The following is a 15288-nucleotide window of genomic DNA, read 5'->3' as shown; positions in this document are numbered from 1 at the left end:
ACAGTGGAGGATTCCGGACCGTCATGGCTTTGGCGCAACAGCGCCGGAAAATCGCCCGAATGCGGACGCCTCCTGTGGCCAGACGACAACGGCCCCCTCTTCCGAAGCCACGCCACACGGAGACTCGGACATGCGCGTCGCCCTTCCCGCCGCCCTCATCCTCGCCGGCCTCGCTCCCGCCATCGCCGCTCCGGCGCAGGACCCCTCGGGCACCTGGCTCACCGGGGATGGCCGCGCCAAGGTCCGCATCGACCGCTGCGGCCCGGCCGCCGCCAACATCTGCGGTAAGGTGGTCTGGGCCAAGACCGCGACCAACGAGGACGGGACCCCGCGCACGGACATCAAAAATCCCGATCCGAAGAAGCGCAGCCGCCCGGTGGTCGGACTGACGCTCCTCGACAATCTGAAGCCCGAGGAGGCGAAGTTCTCCGGTGAGATCTACAATGCCGACGAGGGCAAGATGTACCAGGTCAGCCTGGAGCGCGAGAGCAACTCCGAACTCTCCGTCTCCGGCTGCCTCCTCAAGGTGCTGTGCGGCTCACAGACCTGGACCCGCGTGCCCGACGTGAACCAGCAGGCCGCCGCGCAGCCCGAGCCTGCCACGAAGGCCGCGCCGAAGCCGGCCAAGGCCGCGCCCGTGAAGGCTGCCCCGGCGGAGTGAGACCGCCCGAGCGAGCCCGAACGGATCGCGTATCGACACAGCGTGGATGCAGCCCGCGCGTGTCGCTCTTCCCCTGAGAGCGGGCGGGCTCACACATCCAGAGGGATCCGCGGGTCTCCCCTCTTCCCGGAAGAGGGAGCGCATTGCGACTCACCTTCGCTGCGGCCCGACCGTCGTCATCCGGTTCCCGAGCGAATCTTGCTCGGTCCACCTTGCGGGAAGCGAGAGATTCTGCAGGACGGGACGAATTCACGGCTCGCGATCGACCGAAACCCCGTTCAGACCGCCGCGAATCCCCGCTGCACCGCCGGCCGCGCCATCACGCGGTCGAGCCAGGCCCGGACATTGGGCAGGCCGCCGAGATCGATGCTCTGCTTCTCGTGGTACTTGGCCCAGGGCAGGATCGCGATGTCCGCGATGGAGTAGTCGCCCGCCACGTAGTCGCGGCCCGCGAGGCGCTGGTCGAGGACCCCGTAGAGGCGCTGGGCCTCCGCCGTGAACCGCTCGATGGCGTAGGGAATCTTCTCCTGCGCGTAGATGCGGAAGTGATGTGCCTGGCCGAGCATCGGCCCGAAACCCGCCACCTGCCAGAACAGCCACTCGTCCACCGCCACCCGTGCCCGCTCGTCGGCGGGGTAGAGGCACCCGGTCTTGCGCCCGAGATATTGCAGGATCGCGCCCGACTCGAACACCGTCACGGGGGTGCCGCCCGGCCCGTCCGGATCGACGATGGCGGGAATCTTGTTGTTGGGCGAGATCGCCAGGAAATCCGGCGCCATCTGGTCGCCCCGGCCGATATTCACCGGCACCACCCGGTAGGGCAGCCCGCATTCCTCCAGCATGATCGGGATCTTCCAGCCGTTCGGCGTGCTCCAGGTGTGCACGTCGATGGGTTTTCCCGGCGCGTGTGCCATGCGTTCTCGTCCAGCCCAGTGGAGGCTCGTCTCATGCCCCGGATCAATCCGGAACGCGAGCCCATGGTTGCAGGGCGCGTGCCAGCGGCGCGAAACGGTGGACCGCACCGCGGCGCGTGTGCATGGCGCTTGCCCTCGCCCAGGGTTGTGGTGTGATGCGTCCGGCCCGCTCTCCCGCGGGGTTCCGAGATCCCGGAGGTCCTCAGTGCTGTTCCGTTCGCATCGTCCCGCCGCGTTGTTCGCGGCTTTCATCCTTCTGGCAGGTGCCCTGACGAGTCCCTTTGCCGCCGCTGACGCCTGGGCCCAGGCCGCGGCCGCCAAGGAAAGCCGGGAACCCAGTGTCGGGCAGAGCGCGGCGCGCGAACGCCAGAAGAAGTGCGGCGTCGAGTGGCGAGCCCTCCCCGTCTCCGAGAAGGCGGCGCAGGGTCCGAAATGGCCGCAATATTACAGCAAGTGCGTCAAGCGGCTGAAGGAGATCAAGGCCTGAGCCTCGCCCGAGCCCTCGTGATTCCAGGCTGCCGAGGAACGCAAGCCTGACGGCCCCGGTTGCCGATCGTCTGGAGTCTTCTCACGAGGTGCAACGATGCGGGAACGGCAGGCGCTGCAGCGCGCGGTGGCGGTGGTGGCACTCGTTCCGGTCATGTCCGGCCTCTACGGCGTGCTGTTCGGCTTGAACGGCCTCGGTCGCGGCGGCCTCGTGGACGTCTCCGCCGACAGCCATTTCCGCTACCTCTCCGGCCTCCACATGGGCATCGGCATCCTGTTCTGGACCTGCGTGCCCGGCATCGAAGCCAAGACCACCCTGTTCCGCTTCCTCACCCTCGTGGTGGCACTCGGCGGGCTCGCCCGCCTGCTCGGTCTCGCGCTCACCGGATTGCCGTCCGTCCTGATGCTGGCGGCGCTTGCGGTGGAACTGGTCGTTACGCCGCTCCTCTGCCTGTGGCAGGCACGGGTCGCGGCCCGGCACGCTGAGGCCCATCCCCGGGTCATTGGCGGGTGAGCGTCCGTGCGGAGAGCCGGCCCGGCCTGCCCGATCGGGTGCTGGCTTTCGCCGAGCGGGTGGTACCCAGGCCCGCCGCCTGGGCCTTCGCCCTGCGGATCTGGCTCGCCATGATCCTGGCGCTCTACGCGGCGTTCTGGCTGCAACTGTCGAGTGCCTCCTCGGCCGCCGTCTGCGTCGCCATCCTGGCCCAGCCCACGCGGGGACAGGCCCTCTCGAAGGCGCTCTACCGGTTCCTCGGCACCCTGGTCGGCGCCGCCGTGGCGATCGGCCTGATGGCCTTGTTCGCCCAGGATCGGGTTCTGCTCCTCGTCGCCTTCGCCACCTGGCTCGGCCTCTGCGTCTTCACCGCCCACTTCCTGCAGGATACCCGCGCCTACGGGGCCATGCTTTCCGGCTACACCGTGGCGATCATCGCGATCGCGCATATCGATACGCCGCAGAACACCTTCGACGCCGCCGTCGACCGGGTCGCGGCGATCACCCTTGGCATCGTGGCGATCACCTTCATCAATGACGCGCTGGGTAGCCCCAGCATCTGGCGCTCGGTGCGTGATACCCTGGGCGGGGCCATCGCGGAGACGAAGGCCTTCGCGCGCGAGGCCCTGACGCGGGGCGATCCCGGCTCTGAGCGCGCCGCCGCGCTGATTCGCAAGATCGCGGCGATGCGCGGGGACACCAGCGCCATCGCAGGCGAACTCGACGACGGGCCGGACCGGGCAGCCGGTGCCCGCAGCGCCATCGCGGCGCTCTACGTCATGGCCGCCGCTGCCCGCCACCTCGGGGCCGCGATCGCGCGCCTGTCCGAGCCCTCGCCCGCCGTCGCGGAAGCACGGCGCCTCTGCGTGGGCCTGACCGAGGCCGAAGCCGACCCCGATGCGGCGGTGGCGCGCCTGTCCGAACTGGTGGACGCGGCGCTGGTAGGATCGGCCACCCGCGCGAATGAGACTCCCCTGGACGAGATCCTGGCCCTGCAGCGGTCGCTCGATTTCGCCCGTGCGGCGGTGTTCGCGCAGGACGGCTACGGTGTCCTGGCGCGGGGCGGGCAACCCCTGCGCAACGTGCCCCTGCCCACCCATCGCGACATGCCGGAAGCTCTGCGGGGCGCCCTTCGCGTCGCGATCGCATTCGGGTTGAGCGCGCTGTTCTTCATCGCCGCCGGCTGGCCCGCGACCTCTTTCGCCCTGGTGCAGGTCGCCTCCACCTGCGCGCTGTCGTCGATCACGCCGGACCCCCGGGTCTTCGCCAAGGGCGTGCTCATCGGCATGCCGGTGGCCGCTCTCTGTGCCGGGATCGTGCTGTTCGGCGCGCTGGCGGGCGTACAGGGATTCCCGCTGTTGGCCATCGCCATGGCGCCGGTGGTCTTCGCCGCCTGCTTTCTCAGCCTCAACCCGCCGACCTTCGGGATCGGCTTCATCCTGCTGGTGTTCTTCCCTGTTCTGCTCTCGCCCGCCAACCCGCAGACCTATGATCCGCAGGGTTTTCTTAGCAATGCCTTCCTGGTCGTCGTGGCGGCGCTGATCCTGTTCTTCACGGTGCGGGTGATCCTGCCGGTCTCGAACGCACGGCACCGGGCCTTCGCCCTCGACTCGGCGCGCCGCGCCCTGGTGGACGCGTTGGCCGGGCAGGGCGGCGACGCCACGACCCGGACCAGCCTCAACAGCGATCGCCTTCTGCAGTTCGCCCGCTGGAGTTCGGGCAGCGGTGCCGTCCGCCGGGCCAGCCTGGACCGGGCCTTCGACCTCGCGCGGATGGAATCCGCCGCCGCGCGCGCCCATGCGCAATTGCGCGGCCTGGCGTGCGACGCGTCGCTCGCGGCGGCGGTCGAGCGCGCCCGCACGGCCATCGTGGCGGTCGATGCCGCCGGTATGCGGGACGCCGCGCGCGCCTTTCTGGCGGCCGGCGGCACGGCAGCGCCGGAGACACGCCTGCATCTCGCCCGCGCGGTCAGCGACCTGACCACGGCCGCGCACGTCACCGAGGTCCAGGGGCGCTTCCTGCGCCGCCTCGGCGTGATGGCGGCCTGATGCGCAGCGACCTCGATCTCGGTGGCGTGCTGGTCTCGCCCTTTGTCGCCTATGCCGCCGGAGCGCTGGCGATCCTCGTGGTCCTGCGCCTCGTCTCCGCCCGGCTGCGTATCAGCCGCTACGTCGCCAATCCGCCCCTGGCGGAGGCCGGCCTCTACGTCTGTATCCTCGCCCTCCTGATCGTGTTGTTCTGACGATGGCCGACGACATGCGCGGCGAGACCGCCGCACCTTCCACGTCCGAGCCCCCGGACACGCGCCCGCGCCCGCCCGGTCGCGGTCGCTGGCTGCTCCGCCTCCTCGTGACCGGAATCATCCTGGCCTGCGCCGTCGTGGCGGCGGCGCTGGTCTGGCAGTTCTACGTCACCGCGCCCTGGACCCGCGATGGGCGGGTGCGCGTGCAGGTGGCGAGCGTCGCGCCCCAGGTCTCGGGCCAAATCACCGAGCTGCGCGTCTCCGACAACCGGCAGGTGCGAAAGGGCGACGTGCTCTACGTCATCGATCCCTTCGACTTCGAGGTCTCGGTCGCCTCCGCCCAGGCCGAACTCGACAACCGGGAGGCCGACCTTCAGGTCAAGCGCACGCAGGCCGCGCGGCGCGAAGCGCTCACCACTCTCTCCACCTCCGTAGAGGAGAAGCAGCAATATGCCGGCACCGCCCGGATCGCGGAGGCCGCCGTCGCCTCGGCCAAAGCGCAGCTCTCGCAGGCCAAGGTCAATCTTCAGCGCACCCAGGTGCGATCACCGGTGAACGGCCGGGTGACGAACCTGCTCCTGCGCCCTGGCGACTACGCCACCACCGGTACGGTCAACATCGCGGTGATCGATACCGATTCCTTCTGGATCGACGGCTACTTCGAGGAGACCAAGATGGCTCACATCCACGTGGGCGATCCGGTCACGGCCGAACTCCTCGGCTACGACCCCCTGATCCGAGGAACGGTCGACAGCATCACGCTGGGCATCAGCACCGCCAACGCAACCGCGAGCACGCAGGGGCTGCCGAATGTCGATCCGGTCTATACCTGGGTGCGGCTGGCGCAGCGCGTGCCCGTGCGCATCCGTATCGAGGGGGTGCCCGAGGGCCTCACCCTGGTGGCCGGCATGACCGCCACGGTCTCGGTGGGCGAGCCCGGCACCTATCGCGACGACTGGCTCGCACGCCTGCGTGCCCGCTTGAGCGGCGCCGTGGCGCCGACCCCGTAAGCTGTGACCCCGGGTCCAAGGGTTGCATCCCACGCCAAGAGACTGGGAAGGCACTGATTTTTAAGGGCGTTCCATCGGGACTGGATACAGTCGCGAAATCCCGCAAATAGGCTCTTGACGCCTGACAGATTGGGTCGCAGTCTGATCCGGTGCTTCGACGGCAAAGCACAACTCAAGCAACGAGGAGGCCTTGATCGGATAACGATCACGACCGACCGGACGCAGGAGATTTGGGAATGACGCCACCCCAGCAGGCGGCTGCGGCGATCATCCGGGGTTGATTCGACCCGGACGTTGAGCAGCACACACGCGAATAACGGGACGGAAGCGGTCTCCGGGGCGCAGAAGCGGCCAGCACGGCACGACTTCAGACATGCACCAAGCCCCACCTCGGCCGCTTCCGCCGCCGAATGATCGACCTCAATCGGTGCGATTGAGGCTGAGAATCATCAAGACTTCCGAATAGTAATCGTCGCCGACCTTAAGGGCGCGCGGTTCGAGGCCGTACGGCACGAAGCCGGCAGCTTCGTAGCGCCGGATCGCGGTCGTGTTGGTTGCGCCGACAGACAGTCCGAGATCCTCGACACATGTCGCCGCATGGTCGATCACAGCCGCGATGAGGGCTGTTCCGACACCTCCTCCGCGCGCGTCCGGCCTGACGAAGACGCCTCCGAGCGTTCCCTTGTGCCGAAGCTTGGGTGCGTCCGGGACGTAGAGGCCGGCTACACCAACGAGTTCATTGTCGCGACGCCAAGCGCCGAAGACAGCCTGGTTCTCCAGGGTGCTCGTGAACCACGCGAGTGGCTGACCCTCTTCAGCCTCCCAGGATGCACCGAAGGCTTCGGGGTGGCGGGCAAGGCCGTCGAGACGGAGCACTCGGAACGCTGCCGCGTCGCTCGGCTGAAGTCTTCGGATCGTGCTCGTGGATCGCAGATCCAAATTTTCACCCTTATTCTAAGTCTTACCGACCGCGACCCCTGGTCAGCACCGGTGAGATCCAGCGCGGCGTAAGGCTACTCGATCCCGAGCTTGGCCTTCAGCAGCGCGTTCACCGCTGCCGGGTTGGCCTTGCCGCCGGTGGCCTTCATGGTCTGCCCGACAAACCAACCGAGCAGGGTCGGCTTCTCCTTGGCCTGCTGAACCTTGTCGGGGTTCTTGGCGATGATCTCGTCCACCGCCGCCTCGATGGCGCCGGTATCGGTCACCTGCTTCATGCCGCGAGTATCAACGATCTGGCGCGGATCGCCACCCTCGGACCAGACGATCTCGAACAGGTCCTTGGCGATCTTGCCCGAGATCACGCCCTCGCCGATGAGGTCCACGATGGCGCCGAGCTGGGTCGCCGAGACCGGGCTCGTCTCGATGTCCTTGCCCTCCTTGTTGAGGCGCCCGAACAGCTCGTTGATGACCCAGTTCGCCGCAGCCTTGCCGTCGCGGCCCTTGGCCACCGCCTCGAAATAGTCGGCCGAAGCGCGCTCGGCGATGAGCACGCCGGCATCGTAGGCGCTGAGGCCGTAGGATTCGATGAAGCGCGCCTTCTTGGCGTCGGGCAGTTCCGGCAGGCCGGCAGCCAGGGCATCCACATAGGCCTGGTCGAATTCCAGCGGCAGCAGATCCGGGTCGGGGAAGTAGCGGTAATCGTGCGCCTCTTCCTTCGAGCGCATGGAACGGGTTTCGCCCTTGCTCGGGTCGAACAGGCGGGTCTCCTGGGAGATGGTGCCGCCATCCTCGATGATCGCGATCTGGCGGCGGGCCTCGGTCTCGATGGCCTGGCCGATGAAGCGGATCGAGTTGACGTTCTTGATCTCGCATCGGGTGCCGAGCGGCGCGCCGACTTTTCGCACCGAGACGTTCACGTCGGCCCGGAGCGAGCCCTTCTCCATGTCGCCGTCGCAGGTGCCGAGGTAGCGCAGGATGGTACGCAGCTTGGTTACGTAGGCGCGGGCTTCCTCGGAGGAGCGGAGATCCGGCCGCGAGACGATCTCCATCAGGGCGACGCCCGAGCGGTTGAGGTCCACGAAGCTCTGGGTCGGGTTCTGGTCGTGCAGCGACTTGCCCGCATCCTGCTCCAGATGCAGCCGCTCGATGCCGACGGTGATCGACTCGCCGTCGGGAAGGTCCACCAGGACCTCGCCCTCGCCGACGATCGGGTCTTTGAACTGGCTGATCTGGTAGCCCTGCGGCAGGTCCGGGTAGAAATAGTTCTTCCGGTCGAACACCGAGCGATGGTTGATCCGCGCCTTCAGCCCGAGGCCGGTGCGCACGGCCTGGGCCACGCATTCCTCGTTGATGACGGGCAGCATGCCGGGCATCGCCGCGTCCACCAGGGAAACGTGGTCATTCGGCTCCGCCCCGAACTCGGTGGAGGCGCCGGAGAACAACTTGGAGCGGCTGGTGACCTGGGCATGGATTTCCATGCCGATCACGACCTCCCAGTCGTGCAGGCCGCCCTTGATGAGCTTCTTGGGGTTCACGGCTGCGGTCATGATGGCCCGGACTCAGTTCTGCGGGGCGCGCGGACGCGCCGGAATGGTGGAAGTGCTAGCCGGCGCGGTCAAGCGCGCAGGCGGTAGAGCTGGTGCGCCAGGAACCCCAGGGTGCCCCAGAGGAAACCCGCGATCCAGCGGATGGGGAAGAAGGTCGGTCCGTCGTGGCTGATCGGGGCTGGCCACGGGATGCCGATCGCCGTGACGGCCCAGGACACCAGCACCGAGATCGCGAAGGCCATCAGCGACACGAGGATGACCTTCACGAACTGGTCCGACTTCCAGCCCATCACCAGGGCGATGGCGATCAGCACCGGATCGAAGGCGGCCCAGATCCAGACGTCGAAGGGATAGACCGGGACGGTCATCGGGGGCGACTCATGCCCACCACGCGGCGGGCAGCTTGGTCCGCCCGGCGGCATCCTCGATCACCTGGGCGGCGGCGAACAGCGTCTCCTCGTCGAAGGGCCGGCCAATGAGCTGGAGGCCTAGCGGCAGCCCCTGCGCGTCGAGCCCCGCCGGCACCGAGATGCCCGGCAGGCCCGCCATGTTGACGGTGATGGTGAAGACGTCCTGCAGGTACATTTCGACCGGGTCGCCCGAGCCCTTCTCGCCGATGCCGAAGGCGGCCGACGGTGTCGCGGGCGTCAGGATCGCGTCGATGCCGGAGGCGTAGGCCTGTTCGAAGTCGCGCTTGATCAGGGTGCGGATGCGCTGGGCGCGGACGTAATAGGCGTCGTAGTAGCCGGCCGAGAGCACGTAGGTGCCGATCATGATCCGGCGTTTCACCTCGCGGCCGAAGCCGGCGGCGCGGGTGTTCTCGTAGAGCCCGGCGATGTCCTTGCCCGGCACGCGCAGGCCGTAGCGCACGCCGTCGTAGCGGGCGAGGTTCGAGGAGGCTTCGGCGGGGGCGACGATGTAGTAGGCCGGCAGGGCGTATTGCGTGTGCGGCAAGGAGATCTCGCGGATCGTCGCGCCGGCCGCCTCGAGCATCGCGGCGCCCCTGTCCCAGAGCGCCTGAATCTCGGCCGACATGCCCTCGACCCGGTACTCCTTCGGGATGCCGATGGTCAGGCCCTTCACGCCGCGCGCCACCGCTGCCTCGAAATCCGGTACGGGCAGGTCGGCGCAGGTGGTGTCCCGCGCATCCGCCCCGGCCATGGAGCCGAGCAGGATGGCGCAGTCGCGCACCGTGCGGGCGATGGGGCCGGCCTGGTCCAGCGAGGAGGCGTAGGCCACGGTGCCCCAGCGCGAGCAGCGGCCATAGGTCGGCTTGATGCCGACGGTGCCGGTGAAGGCGGCGGGCTGGCGGATCGAGCCGCCGGTATCGGTCGCGGTGGCCCCGAGGCAGAGGTGGGCTGCCACCGCCGCCGCCGAACCGCCGGACGAGCCGCCCGGCACCAACCGGGCGTCCGACCCGGACCGGCGCCAGGGTGAGACCACGTCGCCGTAGGCGGAGGTCTCATTGGACGAGCCCATGGCGAACTCGTCGAGATTGAGCTTGCCCAGCATCACGGCGCCGTCGCGCCAGAGGTTGGCGGTCACGGCCGATTCATAGGCCGGGGTGAAGCCTTCGAGGATCTTCGATCCGGCGGTGGTGACTACGCCCTCGGTGCAGAACAGGTCCTTGATGCCGAGCGGGATGCCCTCGAGGGGACGTGCCTCGCCGGAGGCGATCCGGGCATCCGCGGCTCCGGCCATTGCCAGAGCCTGCTCGGGGGTCTCCACGAGGTAGGCGTTGAGGCCCCGCGCCTTCTCCATGGCGGAGAGATGCGCCCCGGCGAGTTCGGTTGCCGAAAAGTCCTTTGCTTTGAGCCCGTCGCGGGCCTCGGCCAGGGTGAGTTCGTTGAGGTTCGTCATGCCCGCTCGTCCTGTTGGGGCCCCGGGGTGCCGCCGTCGCCGTACATTGGGCGCCGGGCGTCGTCCCGCGCGGGGCGCGGTCTCGTCACATCAGGCGGATCGCGCCTACTCGACCACCTTCGGAACGAGGAAGTAGTGGTCCTCGGTCTCGGGTGCGTTGGCCACGATGGCATCCGCCTTGGCCCCATCGGTGACGACGTCCCGGCGCTTCTTCATCGCCATCGGCGTCACGGACGTCATCGGCTCCACGCCCGTCACGTCGACGGCCCCGAGTTGCTCCACGAAGGCCAGGATCGCGTTGAGCTCGCCCTGCAGGGGAGCGACCTCGTCCTCGCTCACCGCGATGCGCGCCAGGTGCGCGATGCGCCTCACCGTCGTTGCGTCGACCGACATGCTGTCTTCAGATCCTCAAGCGCGCCCCGTGGGGCGGGGGTCGCGCCGGGCTATAGCACCCGCCTTCGCGCGCTCGCAACGCCACCACGGTCCAGGATGGTCGGCCAGGCGGCCGCGTGGGTCAGGCGTCAGGTGATCACGGCGTCAGGTGATCACATGGTGCAGCACGGCCGGCACCTCGATGATGATCCCAGCTCGGCGCGAACCCGGCTCCGCATGCTGGAACCCGATGAGGAGGATTCCACAGGCCAGTGCCAGCATCAGCTTGTGCCGCAGCGGCATCCGTCGACGGGCGCGCTGGGTCTCCGAGGTCGGGCGAGGCATGGAGACGGTGTTCCCGAAGCGTTAACGCTTTCTTAACGATGCTATGGCCCGGACGCTCCGCCAAGGGCATGACGACGTTTTCTTAGGGTTAACCCGTACGAAAGGATACTTTCCATGTGGGAGACGGTGTTCGCGCCCTGTGTGCCGGGTCCGTTTGCGACCGACGCGGACCTCGACCGGGCCGAATCGGAACTCGGCTTCGCGCTTCCGGAGAGCTACCGCGCCTTCTGCCGAACCCTCGGGGCAGGGCGCGCGAACGGCTATTTCCGTGTGGCGACCCCGAGCCCCGACCCGGAGCTTGACCTCGTCGGGCGGGCCGAACTCATCGCGCACAGCATCTCCACTGTGCTGGGCGAGCGCGCGGATCACCGCTTCGAGGTGGAGGGCGACAATCCCAGCGTGATCGATCGGGCGTGCTTCTTCGGGCAGTCGGAGGCAGGCGCGTTCCTGTTCTGGGACGTGGTGCCGGGGCGCGACGAGTACGAGATCTGGGTCCTCGCGCCCGACCTCGAGTCGATCCGTTTCGGGGGTGCCGACCTCGTGGACCTGATGCGGCGCAGCCAGGGGCCGGCCGTGCGGGGCATCCTCGGCATGGGCGCCGAGCCCCTCCCCGCTTCGTTCGTCGGAGACGGGACCGAGGGCGCCTCCGGCCCGCACTGATCGGGCCGACGCTGTTGCCCACCGATGGCCCTTGCCCAGCGATCGCCCTTGCCCACCGACGCCCGATCCCTCAGGAGGGGGCTTCACGGGAGGGCGACGGACATGGACGAGGCCGAGATGCGGGCCTTCGCGGAGGCGTCGCAGGGTGGTCCCCGCCTCATCGGAATCGACCTCGGTACCCGGACGATCGGGCTCGCCCTGTCGGATGTCGGGCGCCAGATCGCGTCACCCCTGGAGACCATCAGGCGGGTGAAGTTCACCCCCGATGTCGCGCGCCTGCGCGCCTTGTGCGAGGCGCATGGGGTCGGTGGCCTGGTGATCGGGTTGCCGCTGAACATGGATGGCAGCGAGGGGCCGCGCGTCCAATCGACCCGCTCCTTCGTGCGCAACATGAAGCCGCTGCTGCCGCTGCCCGTCCTCTACTGCGACGAGCGTCTATCTACGGCCGCCGTCACCCGCGCCCTCATCGCGGCCGATGCCTCGCGGGCCAAGCGCGGCGAGGTGGTGGACATGCTGGCCGCCGCCTACATCCTCCAGGGCTGCCTCGACCAGATGCGCCACGCCCTCGGGTCGGAGCCAGAGGACGAGGACTGATCCTCATCGCGAAGCCTTATCGCAGGAGCGACACCGCGCCGCTGCCGTGCCGCTCGATGCGTCCGTCGAGTTCGAGTTCGAGCAGGGTCGTCTGGACGATGCGAGCGCTGAGACCGGCCGCGCGCGCGAGTTCGTCGGTGCCGATCGGGGTCGGGCTCAGGTAGGCGATGAGCCTGGCGCGGTCGTCCGCCGGTTCGGGCGGCTCGTGGGCGTCGGGGAACACCGTGGTCCGCTCCACGTCGAGTTCGTCCCAGAAGATCGGGGACTCGGCGAGGTCGGGCCGAGCCAGCGCCAAGCCGCCCTCCCCCTGGCGGAACCCGCCCGCCCCTTGCGCGAGGGCGCCCCTGTCGATCAGAGGCGCCACCACCTCCGTGACGTGCTCCACCTCGGCCACCAGGGTGGCGCCCTGGCGGATCAGGTCGTTGGTGCCCTCCGCGCGGGGATCGAGGGGGGAGCCCGGCACGGCGAAGACCTCGCGGCCCTGCTCCAGGGCGAAGCGGGCCGTGATCAGCGAACCCGAGCGGCGGGCGGCCTCGACCACGATGGTGCCGTAGGCGAGGCCGGAGATGATGCGGTTGCGCCGCGGGAAGTCGTGCCCGCGCGGCTCCCAGCCCATCGGCATCTCGGCCACGATCGCACCCCCCGCCTCCAGGATCGCCTCGACCAGAGCGGCGTGGTTGGCCGGATAGATCCGGTCGTGGCCCCCCGCCAGCACCGCCACGGTGCCGGGCAGGAGGGCGGCTTTGTGGGCGCGGGCGTCGATCCCGCGGGCCAGCCCCGAGACCACGACGAGCCCCGCGTCCCCGAGGCCGCGTGCCAGCCGCTCGGTGAAGGCGAGTCCCGCCGCGGAGGCGTTGCGCGAGCCGACGATGGCGATGCCGGGCCGGTTCAGGATGACGGCGGCGCCGCGGATGGCGACGAGCGGCGGCGCGGAATCCGCTGCCTGAAGCAGCTTGGGATAATCCGCCTCCCCCAGTGCGACGAAGCGGGCGCCGAGGCGCGCGGCGGCGGCGATCTCCGCTTCGGCCTCCGCGCGGGTGGGCGGCGTCACCCGCTTGCCGCTGCGGCCGGTTAGACTCGGCAGCGCCTCCAGGGCCGCACCGGCCCCGCCGAAACGGTTCACCAGGGTACGAAAGGTGCGCGGGCCGATGCCCTCGCTGCGGATCAGGCGCAGCCAGTCGAGACGCTGGGCATCGGTGAGCTGCATCGCCCTCCCCTCCGGAGCGGGCGCCGAGCCTCAGCCCTTCTGCCCGATGCGCCCTTCCGTCCCGTCGAGCAGTCGGCGGATGTTGGGCGCGTGCTTCCACCATAGCAGGGCGGCGAGCAGGAGAAACAGAAATGCAACCGAAGGCTGTCCCAGCCCCCAGAGGACGACGGGGGTCAGGGCCGAGGCGGCGAGCGCTGCGAGGGAGGAGTATTTCAGCGTGAAGGCGAGGCCGAGCCAGATCGCCGCGAAGGCGAGCAGGCCGAGGGGGCTGAGCGCCAGCAGGACGCCGAGGAAGGTCGCGACGCCCTTGCCGCCCTTGAAGCCGAGCCAGACCGGGAACAGGTGCCCCAGAAAGGCGCCGAGACCGGCCACGAGCGCGGCCTCCAGCCCGAACCGCCCGGCGATGAGCACGGCGGCCGTGCCCTTCAGCGCGTCGCCGAGCAGCGTGGCGGCGGCCAGCCCCTTCCGCCCGGTGCGCAGCACGTTGGTGGCGCCGATATTGCCCGAGCCGATCGCCCGCACATCCCCCAGCCCGGCGATGCGCGTCAGGATCAGCCCGAACGGGATCGAGCCGAGGAGGTAGCCCCCCGCCAGGGCCGCCAGCAGGAGCGGCCAGAACAGCGTCTCGAAGGGGGTCACGCGGCAGCCTCGGTCTCGTCGGGGGCCCGGAACACGATGCGTCCGCCGACCAGGGTCAGGACGGCGGCTCCCTGGAGGCGGGCCTCGTCGAAGGGCGAGTTCTTGGAGCGGGATTTGAGCCGGCGCTTGTCGAGGACGTAGGGCAGGTCCGGGTCGATCAGCACGAGGTCGGCGGGGGCGCCCGCGGCGAGGCGTCCGGCCGCGCGCCCGAGCAGCTTGGCCGGGCTGGTGGTCAGCGCCGCGAGCAGGCGCGGCAGCGGGATGTCGCCCGTATGGACGAGGCGCAGAGCCGCACCGAGCAGGGTCTCGATCCCCAGCGCCCCGTCGGCGGCCTCGGCGAAGGGCAGGCGCTTGGTCTCGACGTCCTGCGGGTTGTGGTCGGAGACGACGACGTCGATCACGCCCTCGTTGAGGGCTGCCACCAGGGCGAGCCGATCGGTTTCGTGGCGCAGGGGCGGCGAGAGCCGGCAGAAGGTGCGGTAATGTCCGATATCCCCCTCGTTGAGGACGAGGTTGTTCACCGAGGCGCCGCAGGTCACGGGCAGCCCGTCCGCCTTGGCGCGCCGCACGATCTCGATGGAATCGGCACACGAGACCATCGCCGCGTGGTAGCGGGCGCCCGTGAGGCGCACGAGGCGGATGTCGCGTTCCAGCATCACCGTCTCGGCCTCGCGCGGAATTCCGAGGAGCCCGAGGCGGGAGGCCATCTCGCCCTCGTTCATCACGCCGTCGCCGACGAGGTCGGGCTCCTCCACGTGCTGCATCAGAAGGGCATCGAAGTCGCGGGCATAGGTCAGCGCACGGCGCATCACCTGAGCGTTCCGTACGGCCCTGAGGCCGTCTGTGAAGGCGACGGCCCCGGCCTCCTGCAGCAGGCCGAACTCGGTCATCTCCTGACCGGCGAGGCCCTTTGTGATGGCGGCGGCCGGCAGCACGTTGACGCTCGCCGTATCGCGAGCCCGGCGCAGCACGAAGTCGACAATGGCGGGGCCGTCGATCACCGGGTTGGTATCGGGCATGCAGACCAGGGTGGTGACGCCGCCGGCGGCTGCGGCCGCACTGGCGCTCGCCAAAGTCTCGCGGTGCTCGGCGCCGGGCTCGCCCACGAAGGCGCGCAGATCCATCAGGCCGGGGCTGAGGACGTGGCCGCCGCAATCCATCGTCTCCGCCCCGTCCGGGACTCCAGCAAGGGGCCCCCAGCCGACATCGTGGATCAGGCCGTCGCGCACCAGGACGTGGCCGGGCCCCTGCCGGCCCGTGGCCGGATCGCACAAGGTAGCGTTGGTCAGAAGGATGGGGCGCATGCTCACAGCTCTCCC

Annotated in this window: 18 protein-coding genes; 8 read left to right on the top strand and 10 right to left on the bottom strand. The window is 69.4% G+C overall.

Features of this window, described 5'->3' with window-relative positions:
* Nucleotides 1–130: 130 nt before the first annotated feature.
* A complete protein-coding gene (locus OF380_RS20080; protein WP_264047053.1) occupies nt 131–661 on the top strand; it encodes a DUF2147 domain-containing protein in 531 nt (176 codons plus the stop codon).
* Nucleotides 662–939: 278 nt separating this feature from the next.
* Here the strand turns inward: OF380_RS20080 and OF380_RS20075 are convergent, their stop codons facing one another.
* On the bottom strand, nt 940–1575 hold the full coding sequence (locus tag OF380_RS20075; protein ID WP_264047051.1) for a glutathione S-transferase family protein: 636 nt from the start codon (nt 1573–1575) through the stop codon (nt 940–942).
* Between the two features lie 208 nt (nt 1576–1783).
* Between OF380_RS20075 and OF380_RS20070 the strand changes: the two genes are divergently transcribed.
* The 5 genes from OF380_RS20070 (at nt 1784) to OF380_RS20050 (ending at nt 5806) form a co-directional block, all read left to right on the top strand.
* On the top strand, nt 1784–2062 hold the full coding sequence (locus OF380_RS20070; protein WP_404810623.1) for a hypothetical protein: 279 nt from the start codon (nt 1784–1786) through the stop codon (nt 2060–2062).
* Between the two features lie 96 nt (nt 2063–2158).
* Nucleotides 2159–2575, top strand: coding sequence for a DUF4345 domain-containing protein (locus OF380_RS20065; protein WP_264047050.1), 417 nt, complete (start codon nt 2159–2161; stop codon nt 2573–2575).
* A 110-nt stretch (nt 2576–2685) separates the two neighbouring features.
* Entirely contained in the window at nt 2686–4602 is a 1917-nt protein-coding gene (locus OF380_RS20060; RefSeq protein ID WP_264051407.1) for an FUSC family protein, read from the top strand.
* Nucleotides 4602–4796 (top strand): DUF1656 domain-containing protein, encoded by a 195-nt coding sequence (locus OF380_RS20055; protein ID WP_264047049.1) that lies wholly within the window; start codon nt 4602–4604, stop codon nt 4794–4796. Before OF380_RS20060 ends, OF380_RS20055 begins: the two co-directional genes overlap by 1 nt.
* A 14-nt stretch (nt 4797–4810) precedes the next feature.
* The gene (locus tag OF380_RS20050; protein WP_264047047.1) at nt 4811–5806 is read left to right on the top strand and encodes an efflux RND transporter periplasmic adaptor subunit; all 996 of its coding nucleotides are present in this window, start codon (nt 4811–4813) and stop codon (nt 5804–5806) included.
* Nucleotides 5807–6226: 420 nt separating this feature from the next.
* Here the strand turns inward: OF380_RS20050 and OF380_RS20045 are convergent, their stop codons facing one another.
* The 6 genes from OF380_RS20045 to OF380_RS20020 all read right to left on the bottom strand — a co-directional run bounded on the left by OF380_RS20045 (nt 6227) and on the right by OF380_RS20020 (nt 10869).
* A complete protein-coding gene (locus OF380_RS20045) occupies nt 6227–6682 on the bottom strand; it encodes a GNAT family N-acetyltransferase (protein ID WP_264047045.1) in 456 nt (151 codons plus the stop codon).
* Between the two features lie 137 nt (nt 6683–6819).
* Nucleotides 6820–8292 carry an Asp-tRNA(Asn)/Glu-tRNA(Gln) amidotransferase subunit GatB gene (gene gatB / locus OF380_RS20040; RefSeq protein ID WP_264047043.1) on the bottom strand — a complete coding sequence of 491 codons (1473 nt, stop codon included), beginning with the start codon at nt 8290–8292 and terminating at the stop codon, nt 6820–6822.
* Nucleotides 8293–8360: 68 nt separating this feature from the next.
* Nucleotides 8361–8660, bottom strand: a complete 300-nt coding sequence (locus tag OF380_RS20035) for a hypothetical protein (protein ID WP_264047041.1) — start codon at nt 8658–8660, stop codon at nt 8361–8363.
* Nucleotides 8661–8670: 10 nt separating this feature from the next.
* A complete protein-coding gene (gene gatA, locus OF380_RS20030) occupies nt 8671–10152 on the bottom strand; it encodes an Asp-tRNA(Asn)/Glu-tRNA(Gln) amidotransferase subunit GatA (RefSeq protein ID WP_264047039.1) in 1482 nt (493 codons plus the stop codon).
* A 105-nt stretch (nt 10153–10257) separates the two neighbouring features.
* On the bottom strand, nt 10258–10545 hold the full coding sequence (gene gatC / locus OF380_RS20025) for an Asp-tRNA(Asn)/Glu-tRNA(Gln) amidotransferase subunit GatC (protein ID WP_056482465.1): 288 nt from the start codon (nt 10543–10545) through the stop codon (nt 10258–10260).
* Nucleotides 10546–10689: 144 nt separating this feature from the next.
* Nucleotides 10690–10869: a hypothetical protein gene (locus tag OF380_RS20020; RefSeq protein ID WP_264047036.1), complete on the bottom strand. Its 180-nt coding sequence runs from the start codon at nt 10867–10869 to the stop codon at nt 10690–10692.
* Between the two features lie 114 nt (nt 10870–10983).
* Here OF380_RS20020 and OF380_RS20015 point away from each other — a divergent pair, with 114 nt between their 5' ends.
* Together OF380_RS20015 and ruvX are read left to right on the top strand one after the other, a co-directional pair.
* A complete protein-coding gene (locus OF380_RS20015; RefSeq protein WP_264047034.1) occupies nt 10984–11529 on the top strand; it encodes an SMI1/KNR4 family protein in 546 nt (181 codons plus the stop codon).
* A 102-nt stretch (nt 11530–11631) separates the two neighbouring features.
* Complete coding sequence (gene ruvX, locus OF380_RS20010) at nt 11632–12123, top strand: Holliday junction resolvase RuvX (protein ID WP_264047031.1); 492 nt, start codon at nt 11632–11634, stop codon at nt 12121–12123.
* A gap of 16 nt (nt 12124–12139) precedes the next feature.
* On the opposite strand, the gene dprA is transcribed toward ruvX, so the two are convergent.
* Genes dprA through OF380_RS19995 form a run of 3 tightly spaced genes read right to left on the bottom strand, consistent with a single transcriptional unit; the run spans nt 12140 to nt 15273 of the window.
* On the bottom strand, nt 12140–13330 hold the full coding sequence (gene dprA / locus OF380_RS20005; protein ID WP_264047029.1) for a DNA-processing protein DprA: 1191 nt from the start codon (nt 13328–13330) through the stop codon (nt 12140–12142).
* Nucleotides 13331–13360: 30 nt separating this feature from the next.
* Complete coding sequence (plsY, locus tag OF380_RS20000; protein ID WP_264047027.1) at nt 13361–13969, bottom strand: glycerol-3-phosphate 1-O-acyltransferase PlsY; 609 nt, start codon at nt 13967–13969, stop codon at nt 13361–13363.
* Complete coding sequence (locus tag OF380_RS19995) at nt 13966–15273, bottom strand: dihydroorotase (RefSeq protein WP_264047025.1); 1308 nt, start codon at nt 15271–15273, stop codon at nt 13966–13968. Before OF380_RS19995 ends, plsY begins: the two co-directional genes overlap by 4 nt.
* Nucleotides 15274–15288 lie beyond the last annotated feature (15 nt).

The organism is Methylobacterium sp. FF17 (assembly GCF_025813715.1).
Taxonomy (GTDB): domain Bacteria; phylum Pseudomonadota; class Alphaproteobacteria; order Rhizobiales; family Beijerinckiaceae; genus Methylobacterium; species Methylobacterium flocculans.
Note: the sequence above shows the minus strand (reverse complement) of the source record. Positions and strands in the feature narration are given on the sequence as shown.

Excerpts from the sequence above, each read along its gene's own strand:
- OF380_RS20055 (WP_264047049.1), top strand. The coding sequence starts at position 4,602 with ATGCGCAGCGACCTCGATCTCGGTGGCGTGCTGGTCTCGCCCTTTGTC.
- gatA (WP_264047039.1), bottom strand. The coding sequence starts at position 10,152 with ATGACGAACCTCAACGAACTCACCCTGGCCGAGGCCCGCGACGGGCTC.
- gatB (WP_264047043.1), bottom strand. The coding sequence starts at position 8,292 with ATGACCGCAGCCGTGAACCCCAAGAAGCTCATCAAGGGCGGCCTGCAC.
- gatC (WP_056482465.1), bottom strand. The coding sequence starts at position 10,545 with ATGTCGGTCGACGCAACGACGGTGAGGCGCATCGCGCACCTGGCGCGC.
- OF380_RS20060 (WP_264051407.1), top strand. The coding sequence starts at position 2,686 with ATGATCCTGGCGCTCTACGCGGCGTTCTGGCTGCAACTGTCGAGTGCC.
- OF380_RS19995 (WP_264047025.1), bottom strand. The coding sequence starts at position 15,273 with ATGCGCCCCATCCTTCTGACCAACGCTACCTTGTGCGATCCGGCCACG.
- OF380_RS20035 (WP_264047041.1), bottom strand. The coding sequence starts at position 8,660 with ATGACCGTCCCGGTCTATCCCTTCGACGTCTGGATCTGGGCCGCCTTC.
- ruvX (WP_264047031.1), top strand. The coding sequence starts at position 11,632 with ATGGACGAGGCCGAGATGCGGGCCTTCGCGGAGGCGTCGCAGGGTGGT.
- OF380_RS20015 (WP_264047034.1), top strand. The coding sequence starts at position 10,984 with ATGTGGGAGACGGTGTTCGCGCCCTGTGTGCCGGGTCCGTTTGCGACC.
- OF380_RS20020 (WP_264047036.1), bottom strand. The coding sequence starts at position 10,869 with ATGCCTCGCCCGACCTCGGAGACCCAGCGCGCCCGTCGACGGATGCCG.
- OF380_RS20080 (WP_264047053.1), top strand. The coding sequence starts at position 131 with ATGCGCGTCGCCCTTCCCGCCGCCCTCATCCTCGCCGGCCTCGCTCCC.
- OF380_RS20075 (WP_264047051.1), bottom strand. The coding sequence starts at position 1,575 with ATGGCACACGCGCCGGGAAAACCCATCGACGTGCACACCTGGAGCACG.
- OF380_RS20050 (WP_264047047.1), top strand. The coding sequence starts at position 4,811 with ATGCGCGGCGAGACCGCCGCACCTTCCACGTCCGAGCCCCCGGACACG.
- OF380_RS20065 (WP_264047050.1), top strand. The coding sequence starts at position 2,159 with ATGCGGGAACGGCAGGCGCTGCAGCGCGCGGTGGCGGTGGTGGCACTC.
- dprA (WP_264047029.1), bottom strand. The coding sequence starts at position 13,330 with ATGCAGCTCACCGATGCCCAGCGTCTCGACTGGCTGCGCCTGATCCGC.